This is a genomic window from Bradyrhizobium sp. SZCCHNS30572, from assembly GCF_032484415.1.
Classification (GTDB): Bacteria; Pseudomonadota; Alphaproteobacteria; order Rhizobiales; family Xanthobacteraceae; genus Bradyrhizobium.
The window spans coordinates 476,918-491,121 of sequence record NZ_JAUESY010000007.1 but is presented as its reverse complement, the minus strand read 5'-3'; the positions used below and the strand labels follow the sequence as shown (position 1 = coordinate 491,121).

At 66.1% G+C, this 14,204-nt stretch carries 10 protein-coding genes; 1 reads left to right on the top strand and 9 read right to left on the bottom strand.

Annotation, left to right across the window (positions count from 1 at the left end):
* Window positions 1-5: 5 nt before the first annotated feature.
* The 3 genes from QX048_RS22010 to QX048_RS22000 all read right to left on the bottom strand — a co-directional run bounded on the left by QX048_RS22010 (window position 6) and on the right by QX048_RS22000 (window position 3,804).
* Window positions 6-1,619, bottom strand: coding sequence for a glycosyltransferase family 87 protein (locus QX048_RS22010; protein ID WP_315826701.1), 1,614 nt, complete (start codon window positions 1,617-1,619; stop codon window positions 6-8).
* A gap of 126 nt (window positions 1,620-1,745) precedes the next feature.
* Window positions 1,746-2,420: a helix-turn-helix domain-containing protein gene (locus QX048_RS22005; protein ID WP_315717573.1), complete on the bottom strand. Its 675-nt coding sequence runs from the start codon at window positions 2,418-2,420 to the stop codon at window positions 1,746-1,748.
* Between the two features lie 157 nt (window positions 2,421-2,577).
* The gene (locus QX048_RS22000) at window positions 2,578-3,804 is read right to left on the bottom strand and encodes a glycosyltransferase family 87 protein (RefSeq protein WP_315826700.1); all 1,227 of its coding nucleotides are present in this window, start codon (window positions 3,802-3,804) and stop codon (window positions 2,578-2,580) included.
* Window positions 3,805-3,981: 177 nt separating this feature from the next.
* Between QX048_RS22000 and QX048_RS21995 the strand changes: the two genes are divergently transcribed.
* On the top strand, window positions 3,982-5,187 hold the full coding sequence (locus tag QX048_RS21995) for an alpha/beta hydrolase family protein (RefSeq protein WP_315826699.1): 1,206 nt from the start codon (window positions 3,982-3,984) through the stop codon (window positions 5,185-5,187).
* A 205-nt stretch (window positions 5,188-5,392) separates the two neighbouring features.
* Here QX048_RS21995 and ftsH read toward each other — a convergent pair whose 3' ends face one another.
* From ftsH to QX048_RS21965, 6 genes are all read right to left on the bottom strand, one after another.
* Window positions 5,393-7,309, bottom strand: coding sequence for an ATP-dependent zinc metalloprotease FtsH (gene ftsH / locus QX048_RS21990; RefSeq protein WP_315717576.1), 1,917 nt, complete (start codon window positions 7,307-7,309; stop codon window positions 5,393-5,395).
* Window positions 7,310-7,544: 235 nt separating this feature from the next.
* Window positions 7,545-8,618 (bottom strand): tRNA lysidine(34) synthetase TilS, encoded by a 1,074-nt coding sequence (gene tilS, locus QX048_RS21985; RefSeq protein ID WP_315826698.1) that lies wholly within the window; start codon window positions 8,616-8,618, stop codon window positions 7,545-7,547.
* Between the two features lie 61 nt (window positions 8,619-8,679).
* A complete protein-coding gene (gene ybgF, locus QX048_RS21980) occupies window positions 8,680-9,729 on the bottom strand; it encodes a tol-pal system protein YbgF (RefSeq protein ID WP_315826697.1) in 1,050 nt (349 codons plus the stop codon).
* Between the two features lie 202 nt (window positions 9,730-9,931).
* Window positions 9,932-10,426 (bottom strand): peptidoglycan-associated lipoprotein Pal, encoded by a 495-nt coding sequence (pal, locus tag QX048_RS21975; RefSeq protein WP_172133860.1) that lies wholly within the window; start codon window positions 10,424-10,426, stop codon window positions 9,932-9,934.
* Window positions 10,427-10,705: 279 nt separating this feature from the next.
* Window positions 10,706-11,428 carry an N-acyl amino acid synthase FeeM domain-containing protein gene (locus QX048_RS21970; protein ID WP_315826696.1) on the bottom strand — a complete coding sequence of 241 codons (723 nt, stop codon included), beginning with the start codon at window positions 11,426-11,428 and terminating at the stop codon, window positions 10,706-10,708.
* Between the two features lie 354 nt (window positions 11,429-11,782).
* Entirely contained in the window at window positions 11,783-14,122 is a 2,340-nt protein-coding gene (locus QX048_RS21965; protein ID WP_315826695.1) for a putative bifunctional diguanylate cyclase/phosphodiesterase, read from the bottom strand.
* Window positions 14,123-14,204: the final 82 nt, after the last annotated feature.

Sequence of the window (14,204 nt, the reverse complement as noted above, 5' to 3'; positions counted from 1 at the left end):
ACGACCTATTGGGTCGTATCGATCGCACCCAATCCGGCCGTGGACGGGGGCTTGAGCAGCGCGATCACCGGACAGGCCTCGATGGCAATGCCGGCGGCGCCAGGAATGCGCTCGCAGCCACGCGACGCATCGATCTGGAGGTCGTAGTCGGCGAGCACCTCGAGCCGCGGCGGGTTGTCGGCCGGGCTTCTGGACAGATACAGCGCCCATACGCCTCCCGGCAGCGGGTTGGCCAGGCCGTTGCGAACCCGGCGGTCAAGCACGCCGCCAGGCACGATCGGCACCACGAGCTCGGACAACTGATAGACGCGCGAGCCCTGTGGCAGGAACGACGTGACGTAGCCGAGCGGCTTCTGCAGCAGCAGGAATGTCGCCGGACGCTGCAGGTTGGCCGCGAGCTGCGGCCGATAGGGGTCCGACCACGACCGCCGCATCCAGTCGGTCGGCTGCGACGCCAGCGCGATGCCGAGCGCGGCCATCACCGTGACGGCCTGCGTCATCCGCCGCGATGGTGACGCGACCGGCCCAGCGTCTGCACGCCAAGCATCGACCAGGCGGATGAGCAGCAGCACGATCAGCGGCGCCGACAACAGCTCGAGCGGCATCAGATAGCGCTGGATCGAGAAGGCCAGCATCCACAGGACGTAGCCGAGCCAGAAGAAGATCAGGAGGCGCCGCTCGCGCAGCGGCAGCACTTCACGCCGCTGCCATAGGCCGGTGACGATCAGCGCGATGAGCAGCACGATCACGACGGCGAAACGCGGATCGCGGAACGGCCATTCCGACGAGGGATGCTTGCCGATCACCCAGTAGAACGGATAGGCGAGCGCATCGAGCACGCCGGACGGCATGAAGCGCGTATCGGCGATCGAGATCTGCGGCGCTTCGGGCGAGCGGAAGACCGTGTTGTAGAATGGAAACAGCGGGCTGCCGTAGTCGCGCGCCATCTTCAGCGCCCACGGCCCCGCGGTCACGATCGCGCCGGCCGCACTGCCGGCCCCGAACGCGACGATCGCGCGCCACGGCCGCGCCACCAGCAGCAGCGACACGCCCGCTCCGACCAGAAACGTCGCATTGGTGAGCTTCAATCCCGTGGCCGCGCCGATCAGCAGGCCAGCGGCGACGAAACGTCGGCCGCGCTCATCGTCCTCCCCGAAGATCAGCGCGATCCCGGCGAGGATCGGAATGGTCGTGAGAATGTCGGCGAAGCTGGTGCCGACCTCGGACAGCGCCATCGGACTGAGGGCGGCGATGATGAGCGCGGCGCCGAGCGTGAACGCGTCAGCCGCGCGCCCGAGCAGCACGCGCGCGAGCCAATAGACCAGCGCGAGATTGAGGCCGTGCAGCGCGCCCAGTGCGACGCCCCACCACGGCGCCTCGAGCCCGTGGCGGACCGCGTAAGGCAGCAGGTAGATCAGCGGATTGAGGAAGCTCTGAAAGCCGCCGGGCGCCACATCGACATCGAAGCGGCCATGCAGCAGCGCGAAGCCGGCATAGTCGTGATAGTTCTGCCAGTCCCAGTTGATATCCTCGCCGGCGAGATACGCATAGACGGCGCCGGCGGCGGCCGATCCGGCGATGACGAGGCGCGTCGCCAGAGGGTTGCGTGCAATCGACATCGTCCGAGGAGGCACCTGGAGTGAGGCAAGGGCGGCCCTCTCGCGGCGCGCCAGCCCCCACCATCGCCGCGACGGGTGAATCCTTGCTTAAGCGCGGCCTTGCCCGACAGGCATGGGTGACGCGGACTACGCGCCGACCAGGCTCCTGACCGGCAGCACGGCCTGCACGACGAGACCGCGCGCACGCGCATCCATGACGCCGACCGCGCGCAGCGCCAGCAGGGTGACCGCCTGAACGGTGTCGCGGAGTTTGGCAGGGTCGTCGGGATTCTCGGTCGCCAGCGGCCCCACCAGCGCCTCGTGCAGCGCGCCGAGCAGCGCGGTCGCGGCCAACTGGGTGTCCTGCGCCGGAAGGTGGCCGGCACGGACGGCCGCGTCGATCCGCGAGGCGATCTCGCCGACGATCTCGCGGCGGCTCGCGATCCGTGACGCCGTCACGTCGACGTCGACCGGCTCGGCCAGGATACCCCAGGCAAGCTTGCGCTGCGACAGGATGTGCACTGCCACCGTGGATACCGCGGCAGCCAGGGCCGAGGACGGACCGGGCGCGGCATCGGCGGCGCGCCGGACGGCAGCGAGTTCGTCGCGCGAGACTTCCGCGATCAGCTCCGAGATCAGATCGGCCTTGGAAGGAAAGTAGCGATAGACGGTGCCGGCTGCGACATTGGCCCGGATCGCCACCGGGGCGATCTGGACGGCCGACATGCCGCCTTCTGCAGCAGTCTCGCGAGCGGCTGCCAGAATCGCACTGCGGCGGGCCGCCAGCCGCTTCACGACCTGATGGGTTCGCCGATAGACCATGGCGTTTCTCGTCCCGGACGCGCTCGTCCAGGGCACCCGGCGAACGCTGGTTCAGTGTTTTTGGAGGATCGACCTCACAAATGGCTGGGAAGAACTGAACACTTGTTCACGCGATAAGACAAGAGAAATCATGACCCTGTGCTGCGCGATCGATGCGTCAGGCGTGCGCGAGCGCCATGCCGGCGGGCGCCGGCTGCCGACGCCACCACGAGCCGGCGCGCGCCAGCACCAAGCCGGCCATGATCAGATTGGCGGCGAGCCCAAGCGGAATCCCGGACAGCATGAACGTGATCTGAAGCGCCGCGATGCCGCCGAGCGCGGGCAGCTCGTAGCGGCGAAAGCCCTCGGCGAGGCCGATCCGCACCAGCCACGCCACGGCGATGGCCTGAACCATCATGTCGTACATGAACAGATAAGGCGTCGTCAGCAGCAGTCCGACGGCCAGCGCGGCCGCCTTCAGAGCATAGCGCACGGGGCTGCGCCACAGCATCACCAGCGCGATCGCAACGGCCGCGGTCAGCACCCATTGGAAGGTCCAGCCGAGCGCTTCCGAGCCGCCGAAATAGCGTACCAGCGAAAACAGGCTCTGCAGCTTCCACCAGGTCGCCTTGCCCTCGGTCAGGAACGCCTGCGAGAACATCGGCAGCCAATGCAAGAAGGCCTGCCAACTCTCCAACCCGAAGGCGAGCCATGACAGCAGCGCCAGCACGATGGCGGTGACGCTCGCAGAGATGAAGGCTGTCCAGCGCTGGGTGGCGATCAGCACGATCGGGAAGAGCAGGCCATATTGCGGCTTGTAGGTCAGCAGGCCGAGACAGATCCCCGCCAGCACCGGCCGCACCGGCAGCAGATAGAGTGTGCCGCCGACGAGCGCGGCGGTGAGGCATCCGTTCTGCCCGACCAGCGCGTTCGAGAACAGGGCCGGAAAGCCGGCTGCAAGCAGCAGGCCGAAGCCGCGGCCGACGATCGCGCGCATCGCGAGCGCATAGGGAACGAAGCTGGCATAGACCCAGCCGACAAAGGCGAGCGTGTAGGGAAATTGCGCCAGGAACGCCGCGACGAACAGGAATGGCGGCGGGTAGTGCCAGGCGAAGTAGCCCGGAAAATCCTGCCGCAGCAGAGCGAGCTCGACCTGGCGCTGCACGTCCCAGTCCCAGGCCAGCGCCGGATGTCCCTGCAGCGCGAGCTTGCCGGCCGCCCAGACATTGACGAAGTCCGTCGGAATGCCGAGCCCGGCCTGGTCCCAGATCCAGGTGCCCGACCACAGTCCGGCCGGGAAGAACGAGGCGTTGATGCAGGCGAGCGCAAAGCAGGCCGCGAACAGGCCGAGCGGAACGTCACGACGCTGCGATGGGATCGCGGCGGCATCAGGATTGTCGGCCATCTGGACCTCGCCCCGCGCTGCATGGATGCATTCCCGATCGAGACATAGGCGCGGACGCTTGAAGAAGGCTTAAACGCGGGCAACGGCGCGCGACTGCCGGCGCCGCACCGATTGTTTACTCGCAAACTGTATCGCAGGGTCCGAATGCAACCAACGGCGGCAGGCCGGGGAGATCCCATGTTCGTTCATCGCGCTCTCATCGCACTGCTCGTCTGCGTCATTTGGCCGGCCGCAACCCGCGCCCAGGACAAGGGGCCCGTGCGCGTCTCCTCCGACGTCAGCTATGAATATCTGGCCCGCTGGGACGTCGCCCGGCTGAACACCATCCTCACCGTCGACACGCCGAAATTCGCGGGCGTTTCGGTGACCTACACCCCGGCCCGCAACGCCGTCCGGCTCTATCGCGTCACCTATGCGTCCGTCATCCCCGAGCGCGGCAACAAGCCGATCACGGCGAGCGGCCTGCTCGCGGTGCCCGAGACCGGCGAGACCAGCCTGCCGATGGTGTCCTATCAGCACGGCACGGTGTACGGGAAGCAGGAGGTGCCGTCGTTTCCGGAGCAGTCGCCCGAGACCCAGCTGATGATCGCGCAGTTCGCGGGGCAAGGCTATCTGCTGATCGGCGCCGACTATTTCGGAATGGGCATCTCGACCGAGCCAGAAGGCTACATGGTGAAGGCCAGCCATCAGCAGGCCACCTACGACATGCTGCGGGCGAGCCGCGCCGTGCTCGACCAGATGAAGCTGACGAGCGCCAGGCTCGACATCGCCGGCTGGTCGCAAGGCGGCTTCGTGACCATGGCCTTTCTCGAGAAGCTCGAAAGCGCCGGCGTGCCGGTGACGGCGGCGGCGACCGCGAGCGCCCCTGTCGACGTGTCCGTGGCGCTCAACGGCTTCCTCAGCTTCCCGCGCAAGAACGACGCCGCCTGGGTCAATTCGCTGTTCATCCTGTCGGCGTTCGCGTTCGAGAACTACTATGCGGTGCCGGGGCTGGCGCGCTCGGTGATCAGCGACAGCTACTACGATGTGGCGCGCAAGGCCTATGAGCGCGAGCCCTTCAACGTCGCCGACGTCCCGACCGATCTGCACAAGCTGCTCAAGCCCGACTATTTCGATGCGGAGTATTTCGCGGCGTCGGCCTACGGCCGCCTGGTCGCGCAGACGCAGGCCTATCGCTGGATCATCAAGACGCCGGTGCGCAACTATTACGGTGAGACCGACGAGGCGATCTCGACCGGTCTCGGCCGCCTGGCGATGACCTACCAGCAGGCGATCGGGGCCGGTAACAGCAAGGTCGAGGCGGTGTCGACCGGGCCGACCAGCCATCGCGGCACGTTCGCGACCGCCGTCCCGCAGTGGAAGGCCTGGTTCGACAAGCCGTGATGCGCGCGGCGCCGCTGGATGCGGTCCGCGGCAACCCCGTCAACACACGGACTTCTCCCACGCTCATAACCTGCGGTTCGGACCACCGCCGGCACCGATCTCCAAGCAAACAAAAGGCCCGGCTGCAAGCCGGGCCTGTCGTTTCTCTTAATCTTCCGGATCAGACGGGCTGACCGCCGGATGTCCGTTGCATATCAACCCTGGCTCACGCCTGAGGCTGCGGCTCCAGGCCCGGATCGGGCCGCGGCCGCGGCTTGCCGGCCGGCGGCACGGCCGACGCCCGTGGCGTCGACGGCTCGATCGCCGATTCGCGGTTCGGCTTCTTGCCCTTCAGGAGGTCGTTGATCTCCTCGCCGGTCAGCGTCTCGTATTCGAGCAGCGCCTGGGCGATCGCTTCCCAGTCGTCGCGCTTCTCGGTGATGATGCGGCGCGCCTCCTGCTCGCCGGCCTCGATCAGGCCGCGAATTTCGGAGTCGATCAGGCGGGCGGTATCGTCGGAGATGTTGGTCGAGCGCGCCACCGAATGACCCAGGAAGACCTCCTGCTCGTTGCTCTGGTAGCGGACGCGGCCGAGCTTGTCGGACATGCCCCACTCCATCACCATCGCACGAGCGAGGTTGGTGGCCTGCTGGATGTCGCCGGTGGCGCCGTTGGTCACCTTCTCCGGACCGAACTTCTGCACCTCGGCCTCGCGGCCGCCGAACATCATCGCAAGCTTCGAGACGCACCACTCACGGGTATGCGAGTGGCGGTCGGCCTCGGGCAGCGACTGCACCATGCCGAGCGCGCGGCCGCGCGGAATGATGGTCGCCTTGTGGATCGGGTCGTGGCTCGGGACGTTGAGGCCGACGATCGCATGTCCCGCCTCGTGATAGGCGGTCAGCATCTTCTCTTCCTCGGTCATGACCATCGAGCGGCGCTCGGCGCCCATCAGCACCTTGTCCTTGGCCTCCTCGAACTCGGACTGCGTTACCATCCGCTTGTTGCGGCGAGCGGCGGTCAGAGCAGCCTCGTTGACGAGGTTCATCAGGTCGGCGCCGGAGAAGCCGGGGGTGCCGCGGGCGATGGTCTTGAGGTTGACGTCCGGCGCCAGCGGCACCTTGCGGACGTGAACCTTGAGGATCTGCTCGCGGCCGATGATGTCGGGGTTCGAGACCACGACCTGGCGGTCGAAGCGGCCGGGACGCATCAGCGCCGGATCGAGCACGTCGGGCCGGTTGGTGGCCGCGATCAGGATCACGCCCTCATTGGCCTCGAAGCCGTCCATCTCGACCAGCAGCTGGTTGAGGGTCTGCTCGCGCTCGTCATTGCCGCCGCCGAGACCGGCGCCGCGATGACGACCGACAGCGTCGATCTCGTCGATGAAGATGATGCAGGGCGCGTTCTTCTTGGCCTGCTCGAACATGTCGCGGACGCGGCTGGCGCCGACGCCGACGAACATCTCGACGAAGTCAGAACCCGAAATGGTGAAGAACGGCACGTTGGCTTCGCCAGCGACGGCGCGCGCGATCAGCGTCTTGCCGGTGCCGGGAGGGCCGACCAGCAGCACGCCGCGCGGGATGCGGCCGCCGAGCCGCTGGAATTTGCCGGGATCGCGCAGGAATTCGACGATCTCCTGCAGGTCCTGCTTGGCCTCGTCGACGCCCGCGACATCCTCGAACGTCACCCGGCCATGCGCCTCGGTCAGCATCTTGGCGCGCGACTTGCCGAAGCCCATCGCCTTGCCGGCGCCGCCCTGCATCTGCCGGGAGAGGAAGATCCAGACGCCGATCAGCGCGATGAAGGGCAGCCACGACACCAGCAGCGACACGAACCACGGCACGTTGTCGCCGGGCGGCTTGGCCTGGATGTTGACCTTGGCGTCGTACAGGCGCTTCACGAGGTTCGGATCGCTCGGCGCGTAGGTCTGGAACGACGAGCCGTTCTTGAAGGTGCCGTGAATCTCCGGCCCCTGGATCACGACGTCGCGCACATTGCCCTGATCGACCTCGGTCAACAGCTGCGAGAAGTTGATGTCGGTCGACGACGCGCGTTGCCCCGGGTTCTGGAAGAGTGTGAACAGCGCCAACAGCAACAGGACAATAATGACCCAAAGGGCGAAATTGCGCAGATTGGCGTTCATCGATTTTCCTTCGTGGTCGCGCGGATCGCGGCCGTTCGTCCTCGGACTCATCCCTGGGTAGCCACGAGGGAATCCCCCGGTCGACCATCTCGTAATCTAGGTACCACTCGCCGCAATGCCAAGGGAACTAGAAAGGACTATTTATCGCATCCTAGCCCGATTCCCGCTCAAAAAATGGCGCGGGAAAGCGCCGCCAAGGCAGGTGGTTAAGCGTCCGCGAAGGCGGTGAGCCGCTTCAGACCCCGCGCGACCGCCGCGGCGGCGCGGGCGTGATGCGGATCGTCTCTCTCGTCATGCTTACCAGTGCACCAGCCAGGGTCTGTTTTAGCCTGCCCGGAGCAGACGTACCACCATCTGCGATCTCCGCAAGAGTCCGGTCCAGCCGCGCCAGCAGCGACTCTGCCTTGCCGAGTTCCACGGGACCTTCGGTTCCAACGCGGTTGATCGCGCGCATCAGCAGCCTCAGCCGGATTTCGGCTGGAAGTGCGACAAAGGCGCGCGCCTCGAAGGTCTCGCCGTGAATCGCGCCCACCGGCCTGCTCCCGGCCGCGCGCAGTGCAAGATAGCGTTCGGCGCCATCCACCATCAATTCGATCGCGGCATTGGCCCGCCCCAGCCGGTCGGCCAGCGTCGCCAGCGTCCGGGCATCGCCGCCCTCGGCGGCCAGAGCCGGCATCAGGGCGCGCAGCCGCGGCCGGGTGAAGGCGGGATCTTGATTGGTCGGATCATCTGCGAAAGGGATGCCGGCCGAGCGCAGCGTCGCCACCAGCCTGGCCTTGGCAACGTCGAGCAGAGGCCGCGCCAGCAACAGCCCTTCACGCTCGCTGAGCGGTGCCATCGCCGCGAGCCCCGCGATGCCGCTGCCGCGCAAGAGCCGCATCAGCACGGTCTCGGCCTGGTCGTCACGGGTGTGGGCGGTGACGACGTGTCCGGCGCCAGCCTGCCGCGCGGCGCGTGCCAGCAGGCGATATCTTGCCAGGCGCGCCGCTTCGGGAATCCCAGTGTCCGGCTTCTCATCGTTCCAGCGCAGGGTCCGATGTGGAATTGCCAGCCTGCGCGCGGTCTCCTTCACCATGCGGGCTTCACGGGCGGACTCGCGCCGCAGCGCATGGTCGACCGTCACGGCCACAAGGCGCGGCCCCTGCGCGAGCCCCGCGCGCCACTGCGCCGCGAGCCACATCAGAGCCATCGAATCCGGACCGCCCGACACGGCGAGCACCAGCGCGGGCGCCCCCGAAAGCGGGGCGAACAGGCGCTCGGCTTCGGCTGCGGAGATCGCAGGATCGGCTTCGGAACGGGCCTTGGACATGGCGCCGCAGCCTACCCGCCTCGCCGATTATAGGCGAGAGGCTACCCTCGCCCGGGGACGTTCAGCACTTCACCCGCTTCTGCTCGCGATCGACGGTCGCCTTCACGCCCGCCGAGGCGCGCGGATATTTACGCGTCACTTCGCCGAACGCGGCGCAGGCGGCCTCCTTCTCCTTCAGCGCGGCCAGCGACTGGCCGAGCCGGAGCAGCGCATCCGCCGCCTTGCCCGACTTCTCGTATTTCGTCGTCACGGCGAGGAAGACCTCGGCGGCATCGCGATATTGCTGACGCTGGTAGAAGCTCTCGCCGAGCCAGTATTGCGCGTCGCCGACCATCGGATCGTTCGGATATTTCTGGGTGAAGTTGCGCATCGTCTGCTCGGCCAGCGCGTAGTCGCGGCGCTGCATGTAGCCGATGCCGAGGTCGTATTCGTCGCGCGGCGTCTGCCGCGGCGGCGCGGTTTCCAGTCCGCCAGCGCCGGGAGCGGCGGCCGGCGGCGCACCCTGGGGATAGCGACCGCCCGTGTTGGCGAGAGTCGTGGGATCGCCGGCGGGACGGCCGGCGGGCTGGCCGCCACCCGGCTGGATCGGCAACTGGCCGCCGCCGAGCGCTTGCGGGGCGCCGGGAGCCGTCGGATTCTGGCTCGGATCGAACGCATCGCCGCGGCGGCCCCGGCCAGGGGCCGCGGGCTCCTGGACGATTTGCACCGGCGCGCCGGCCTGCGGCTGCGCGTAGCCCGGCTGCTGCTGGGGATAGGCCTGTTGCGGCTGGCCGTACGGCTGCTGGCCATATTGCTGCTGGCCGTTGGCCGGCTGAGCAGCCTGGCCGTAGGCGGGATTGGCCTGCGCCGGCGCGGCCGCGGTCGGCTGCGCCGCGGCGGCGCCCCCAGGTGCTGCGCCCTGCAGTTGTCGCAGCCGCTCCTCGAGCTGGCGATTGCGATATTGCAGCTCCTCGTTCTGACCGGTCAGTTGCCGGAGCTGATTTTCGAGCCGCTGAATCCGGATCTCGGGATCATCATCATCGGTCTGGGCGAGCGCCCGCGACGAAAATGCCTGGCACGAGAAAATGACGAGCGCGGCGAGGATCGCGGCGGCGCTCCGTGGAAGAAACATGAACGACATGCTGCCCTGACGACCAGATCGGCGAGACGTTGAAAACAGGCCTGTGAGCGTGGCTGTAAAGCAGAAATGCGACGGATACAAATGACGTTCAAGCGAAGAAAATACCAAGTCCGGCCGAGACCCGCCGACAACAAACGACGAAGCCGGCGTCGATGGGCGACGCCGGCTTCATCAGCAACGGATTCGTTCAGCTTTATGAACTGGCGTTCAGGACCGTCACCGCACGGCGGTTCTGCGACCAGCACGAGATGTCGTTACAGACCGCCACCGGCCGCTCCTTGCCGTAGGAGATCGTGCGCATGCGGCCCTGGTCGATGCCGCGCGACGCCAGGAAGTTGCGGACCGACTGCGCGCGCCGCGCGCCCAGCGCAATGTTGTACTCGCGGGTGCCGCGCTCGTCGGCGTGGCCCTCGATCGTGAAGGAGTAGCGCGGATAGCTTTGCAGCCACTGCGCCTGCTTCTCCAAGGTCGCGATCGCCTGCGGCGTGAGATCGGTCTGATCGCTCTCGAAGAAGACGCGATCGCCGACATTCACGACGAAGTCCTGCTGGCTGCCTGGAGTCGCAGCGCTGGCCATCGCCCCGTCGGCCCCGGTGAGATTCTTGTTGGCGCAGGCGCCCATCGACAGCGCCACGGCCAGCACGGCGGCCAACTTCAATCCCTGGAGGATACGCATCTGATATTTCATTCCCGGAGCCTCCACGCTCACGTTCTTAGACTGCCATCCGGTCTACAGGGCGATGGTTAAGCGAACGTTCCGTCAACCTTGATGGGGTCTTGCCGAACCCCGTCAAATGCTAACGAAACCCGAAAAGCGACCGCGATGGTTAATGGGTTGTAAATGTGGCGCCAGGGTGAAGGCAAGCCGCTCAGCGCCTGCAGCAGGGCGCTTTTTCGCTGATTTTTGCATCGCTGCCACGGTGCGAACCGGCCGGACGGCCGAGCTGGCCCCGATATCGGCCGACGATCAGCCGGCCCTCGCGACCGCGTGAATCCTGAACGAATCAGTGAAGGCGTCCGGCGCCGGACGATCGAACAGCATCCGTCGCTCGAACGCGCTCGATCGCATGAACGGAAAGCGCTGGAACACGCGATCGCGGATCGAAGGATAATGCGCCGCCACCAGGCCGACCGGCTTGGTGAGACCGGAGTAGAGCCGCGGTTCACCCCATGGTTCCTGCAGGAACACCTTCTTGTAGAACGCACGATGCTCGGGGCGCACGTTGGCGAGACCGATGTCCGCATTGAAATGGGCGCAGGCAACGTAGCCGAGCCGGACGGTCACATAGGGAAGCGCCGGAAACAGCCGCGCCTTCTCATGGTCGGCGACGAACCGTGTCGGGTCGATGATGACCTTGTCGCGATCAAGCTCGGGATGCAGCAGGTCGGCGAACATGTCCGAGGACAGCGATCGGCGCCATTGCGAGTTCAGCACGCTGATGCGGATCGAGCTGTAGAGCTCGCCATTGACGTAGACGCCGAAGATGAAGCTGTTGGGAAGATCGTCATATTCGTCGCTGACGCGTTCGCTGGGCGACGGCAGGATGGCGCCTTCACGCAGGTAGGCGCGGTAGCGCAGCCGATAGATCTCGTCCTTGTCTTCAGCAGTCAACGCCAGTCGATAGTCCACGTTCTCCAGCACATCCGACTTCTGCTCAGCAACGGCACTCACTCTAGCCGCCGACTTCATCCGTAACCCCTTTTCACACAACTCCTACGAGCAGTATGAGCTTAACAGCGGGTTAATGCCGACGCAAAGCTTTCGCCGGTACAAAGTTAACGGCACGTAGAATCCCGGAGGCGTAACCGTGACTTACGGGATTGGATGCTACGCTGGACGATTGCTTCGGATCACTTGCGTATCAAATCGAAACGGATTCGCTTGGCATGCACGTGCGATGTTTCCGAACGATGCGACGTGGGGTTGTTACATTGCCATTCCCATACGAGCCATGCTCGGACCGGCGGGATGCTGCGCACAGAGCCGCCTTCAGCACTGGTCGGTCTTTCCCGGCACCACCGCATCAAGGCGGAGGTCGGGCGATCAAGCGATCGAACGTGTCCCGCCGGCGGCCGCGATCGCCCCGTCGCTCGAACGGCGCCCATGCGATGCATTCAGGAGCTGCCGGATGCGGATGGCGGGGACGGGCCGGCTGAACAGATAGCCCTGCGCCTCGGTGACCGTACCGTCGGCGCTGACCAGTTCGAGCTGCTCGTTGGTCTCGATGCCCTCCACCACCACCGACATGCCGAGATCGGCGGACAATCTTGCGACACCGCGCAACAGGGTCAGCGGCCGATCGCTGTCGATGCCTTCGAGGAAAGAGCGATCGATCTTGACCTTCTCCAACGGGAAGTTGTGCAGATAGCTGAGGCTCGAATAGCCGGTGCCGAAATCATCGAGCGAAATACGGACCCCGAGCATGTGCAGCTGCGACAGCACATCGTGGGTGAGCTGAGTGTTGCGCAACAGCGAGGATTCGGTGATCTCGATCTCGAGCCGATGCGGCGGCAGCCCGGACACTTCGAGCGCGTAGCGGACCTCACTGAGCACATCGCGCTGATGGAACTGCTGCGGCGAGAAGTTGACGGCGACGCTGACCGCATCCGGCCATTTCATGCATTCCAGGCAGGCCTTGCGCAGGATCCAGCGGCCGAGATCGACGATCAGGCCCATGTCCTCGGCGACGGGAATGATGTCGACCGGCGAGACCGTGCCGCGCACCGGGTGGTTCCAGCGCAGCAGCGCCTCGCAGGTCGAGATCTTGCCGGACTTCAGGTTGACCAGCGGCTGGTAGAACAGCTCGAACTCCTCGTTCGCCAGCGCCTTGCGCAGGTCGAGCTCGAGGATGCGGCGTGCTTCCACCGTCTGGGCGAGTTCATCGCGGAAGAAGCAGAAGGTGCCGCGTCCCTCCGCCTTGGCGCGATACAGCGCCATGTCGGCATTCTTCAGCAGGGTGTCGGCGCTGATCCCCGGCGCGGTCATGGCGATGCCGACACTGGCGCCGATCTCGACCAGGTGATTGTCGATCTTGTAGCGCTCGCTGAGCTGGTCGACGATCCGGCGCGCCAGCATCGCCGCGTCGTCGTTGGAGCGGATGTTGCGTTGGAACACCACGAACTCGTCGCCGCCGAAGCGCGCGACAAAGTCTTCAGGACGCAGCATGTCGCGCAGCCGCTCGGAGACCGCGCAGAGCAGTTGATCGCCGCAGGGGTGGCCGAGCGTGTCGTTGACCTGCTTGAAGCGGTCGAGATCGACGAACAGCAGCGCGGACAATTCGCCGTGCCGCTGCGGAATCCTGAGCAGCCGTTCGATCTCGTCGCGGAAGCTGACGCGGTTCGGCAAGGTCGTGAGCTCGTCGTAGCGCGCCAGATGCGAGATGCGCGCCTCGGCATGCCGGCGCTCGGTGATGTCCTCGAGCAGGACCACGGCGCCGCCGTCGGCCATCGGCTGGAAGGTCCAGGACAGCGACCGGTCGCGCGCGACGTCGGGATCGCTGGTAATGACATTATGGGTCTTGGTGTGCTCGATCTCGGCCAGGATCAGCCGGCCGCTCGAAGCGGAGATCGAGCCTGCAATCACGCAGGCGTTGATGATGTCGGCCGCCTTGCCGCCACGCTGCAGGATGTCATCCGGCAGGCTCATCATCTGGCCGAAGCGATGGTTCATCACGGCCAGACGCCCGTCGGAGCGGAACATGCACAGGCCGTGCGGCATGTTGTTCAGAGCCGTATCGAACTGCTTGGCCAGTGCGGCCTCGCTTTCGCGCGCCACGAAGGCCTGGACGAAGATCCGCTGCAGGTTGGTCGAGATGTGTTTCAGCGACACGAAGAACAGGACGCAGAACGCCGCCATGCCCAGGTAATAAGGGCTGCCGTGGATCGCGAGGGCCACTGCGAGCGGTCCGCAGGCGAGCAGGATCTGGACGTGGAATATCCAGGGCCGCCCGTAGGTCCGGCCCGCGCCCGCCGACATGTAGCAGAGCGTCACCGTGATCGCGATCAGGTGCACCACCGGGTCGCTGTTGTCGACCAGGGCGACCACGCACCAGACGCCGAGCACCAGCGCATAGATCATGGCGCCGATCTGGTAGCGAACCTCCCAGCGCTCGACCGCCTCCTGCGTGAGGCGGCCGTTGTCGCACAGGCTTCGATAGTAGCGCATGTCGAGCGAACGGAACGCCCCTGCGATGATCAGCATCGCGGCACACGGCCACAGATTGACGTCGCCGCTCTTGATCGCGGTCATGACGGCGGCGACGGCGGCGCAGAGTGCGCCGGCGAACATCGGGCCGGGATCCTGGAAGAGGGAGTCGACGAGAGCCGCCTGGATCGCAGGCGACAACTTTCGATCGTCTTCTCCGTTCTGAGTGGCAAGCTGCATTCGTGCGCACGCGTCCTGTTCGGTGCACAAACATTACCGCTCGCAGGTGAAGTCTTTCTGAGGGAACATCGTTAGCGGAGCG

Bases quoted from the DNA above. Each gene is read 5' to 3' on its own strand.
- QX048_RS22010 (WP_315826701.1), bottom strand. From the start codon at position 1,619: ATGTCGATTGCACGCAACCCTCTGGCGACGCGCCTCGTCATCGCCGGA.
- QX048_RS22005 (WP_315717573.1), bottom strand. From the start codon at position 2,420: ATGGTCTATCGGCGAACCCATCAGGTCGTGAAGCGGCTGGCGGCCCGC.
- QX048_RS22000 (WP_315826700.1), bottom strand. From the start codon at position 3,804: ATGGCCGACAATCCTGATGCCGCCGCGATCCCATCGCAGCGTCGTGAC.
- QX048_RS21995 (WP_315826699.1), top strand. From the start codon at position 3,982: ATGTTCGTTCATCGCGCTCTCATCGCACTGCTCGTCTGCGTCATTTGG.
- ftsH (WP_315717576.1), bottom strand. From the start codon at position 7,309: ATGAACGCCAATCTGCGCAATTTCGCCCTTTGGGTCATTATTGTCCTG.
- tilS (WP_315826698.1), bottom strand. From the start codon at position 8,618: ATGTCCAAGGCCCGTTCCGAAGCCGATCCTGCGATCTCCGCAGCCGAA.
- ybgF (WP_315826697.1), bottom strand. From the start codon at position 9,729: ATGTTTCTTCCACGGAGCGCCGCCGCGATCCTCGCCGCGCTCGTCATT.
- pal (WP_172133860.1), bottom strand. From the start codon at position 10,426: ATGAAATATCAGATGCGTATCCTCCAGGGATTGAAGTTGGCCGCCGTG.
- QX048_RS21970 (WP_315826696.1), bottom strand. From the start codon at position 11,428: ATGAAGTCGGCGGCTAGAGTGAGTGCCGTTGCTGAGCAGAAGTCGGAT.
- QX048_RS21965 (WP_315826695.1), bottom strand. From the start codon at position 14,122: ATGCAGCTTGCCACTCAGAACGGAGAAGACGATCGAAAGTTGTCGCCT.